1 protein-coding gene is annotated in these 1,044 nt (G+C 60.9%); it reads left to right on the top strand.

The window, feature by feature from the left end; all coding sequences use genetic code 11:
• Positions 1-50: 50 nt before the first annotated feature.
• The coding region (locus C7G61_RS42855) for an ISNCY family transposase (protein ID WP_338026203.1) at positions 51-1,044 on the top strand (994 nt) is incomplete at its 3' end.

Here is a 1,044-nt window from a genome sequence, read left to right as displayed (position 1 = left end):
GCGGCTTCAATCGGCTCACGCCCGAGACGCTCAAGGCGATCAATGATCTGGTGGTGCGGGCGGCGGTCGAGCTCGGACTGGAAGACGGCCAAAAGCTGCGTGTCGATACCACGGTGGTGCAGACCGACATTCATCATCCGACCGACAACACGCTGTTGTGGGATGTCGTTCGCGTGGTCACGCGCCTGATCGGTCGCCTCGCCACGGCGCTGGAGCGCCGGCGTATCAAGGGGTTCCAAGATCGGACGCGATCGGCGCGGCGGCGGATGCAAGAGATCCAACGAATGACCACAAGGCAGCGCCAGGATCAGCAGACCGCGACATATCGCGAACTCATTGGCATTGCCGAGGAAGTCATCGAAAGCGCACGAACGGCGCTCCGGCAAACCCGTAAAGCGCGCGGCAAAGATATGATCACCGATCTGGCCATCGCGGAGACGCGCAAAGAGATAGAGCACTTTTGTGGTCTTGGAGACCGTGTGACAGATCAGTCGCGCCGCCGTGTGCTTAACGGCGAGCAAGTTCCAACGGCCGAGCTCTATTCGATTTTTGAGCCCCACACGGACCTCATCAAGCGCGGCAAGGCGCGGTCGCCGATCGAGTTTGGCCACAAGGTCTTCCTCGCCGAAAGCGCGCGCGGCTTGATCACGCAGTATGACGTGCTAGACGGAAATCCCATCGACGAACAGCATGTGGTTATCTCGCTGGTACGCCACAGGCAGACCTTCGGCGACGTCCCCAAATTGTACGGATCGGATCGCGGCTTCTTCAGCGAGAAGAACGTGATGTCGTGCAAGCAGGAAGGCGTCAAGGTGATGTGCATCCCACAGCAGGGCGGCACCAAGGCGCCCGAACGCGAAGCCTATGAGAAGAGCCGGGAGTTCAAGGACGGCCAGCGCTTTCGCGCCGGCATCGAGGGGCGCATCTCAGTATTATTCCGCGGTCGCGGCATGAAGCGTTGTCTCGCCGAAGGTCGCGAGCGCTTCGAGCTATGGGTTGCAGCCGCCGTGCTCGCCAACAACCTCATGAAGATCGCAGCCCTGT

Origin of the sequence: Bradyrhizobium algeriense (genome assembly GCF_003062295.1) — a bacterium.
GTDB classification, from domain to species: Bacteria; Pseudomonadota; Alphaproteobacteria; order Rhizobiales; family Xanthobacteraceae; genus Bradyrhizobium; species Bradyrhizobium algeriense.
This window is presented reverse-complemented; position numbering and strand designations above follow the sequence as displayed.